Annotated in this window: 1 protein-coding gene; it reads right to left on the bottom strand. The window is 24.7% G+C overall.

Annotated features, from left to right (window positions below; genetic code table 11):
• Positions 1–439: 439 nt before the first annotated feature.
• Positions 440–556, bottom strand: coding sequence for a peptide-methionine (S)-S-oxide reductase (locus GQX97_RS14325; RefSeq protein ID WP_232473449.1), 117 nt, complete (start codon positions 554–556; stop codon positions 440–442).
• Positions 557–562 lie beyond the last annotated feature (6 nt).

Here is a 562-nt window from a genome sequence, read left to right as displayed (position 1 = left end):
ATGTTTATTTTGATATGGGTAACAAGAATGTGAGAGAGGCTTATATAAATGAGCAGAGTAAAATGCTTGAAGATAAATTACAGTTTTTGAAAAGAAACTCTATAGAAAATATAGTATTAGACACATCTAGTAATTATATTAATGAGGTTATGAAATTTTTTATCAAGAGAAGAAGATAGYGATTTTTTKSTTGCTTAGTAGAATCATGTAGTTTATAAAACGTAGGAAGTGCCTTCGGTATTGCCRCAAAKAAACAAAAATGCTGYATTTTTAATTAGCTTTAATACTATAATATAGGATATCTATTATAAAAAATATTAACTATAATATTTGCGTTTTTTGCAGCTTTTTTGAGCGACAAAAAAGTTGAATAAAAAACTTATACAAACAATAAAAYTAAAACAATATAAATATATATCAATTTAGTTTTTAAACAAACTTAAAATATTTTGTTATAAAAATGGCAATAAGGTATAGAACCTTTTCTCTCATAATAGTTTTGATGATAAGCTTCTGCTGGGTAGAAGTTTTTATACTCTCTTAAAGTTGTTGCCACATCATA

This window comes from Brachyspira sp. SAP_772, from assembly GCF_009755885.1.
GTDB lineage: Bacteria > Spirochaetota > Brachyspiria > Brachyspirales > Brachyspiraceae > Brachyspira.
This window is presented reverse-complemented; position numbering and strand designations above follow the sequence as displayed.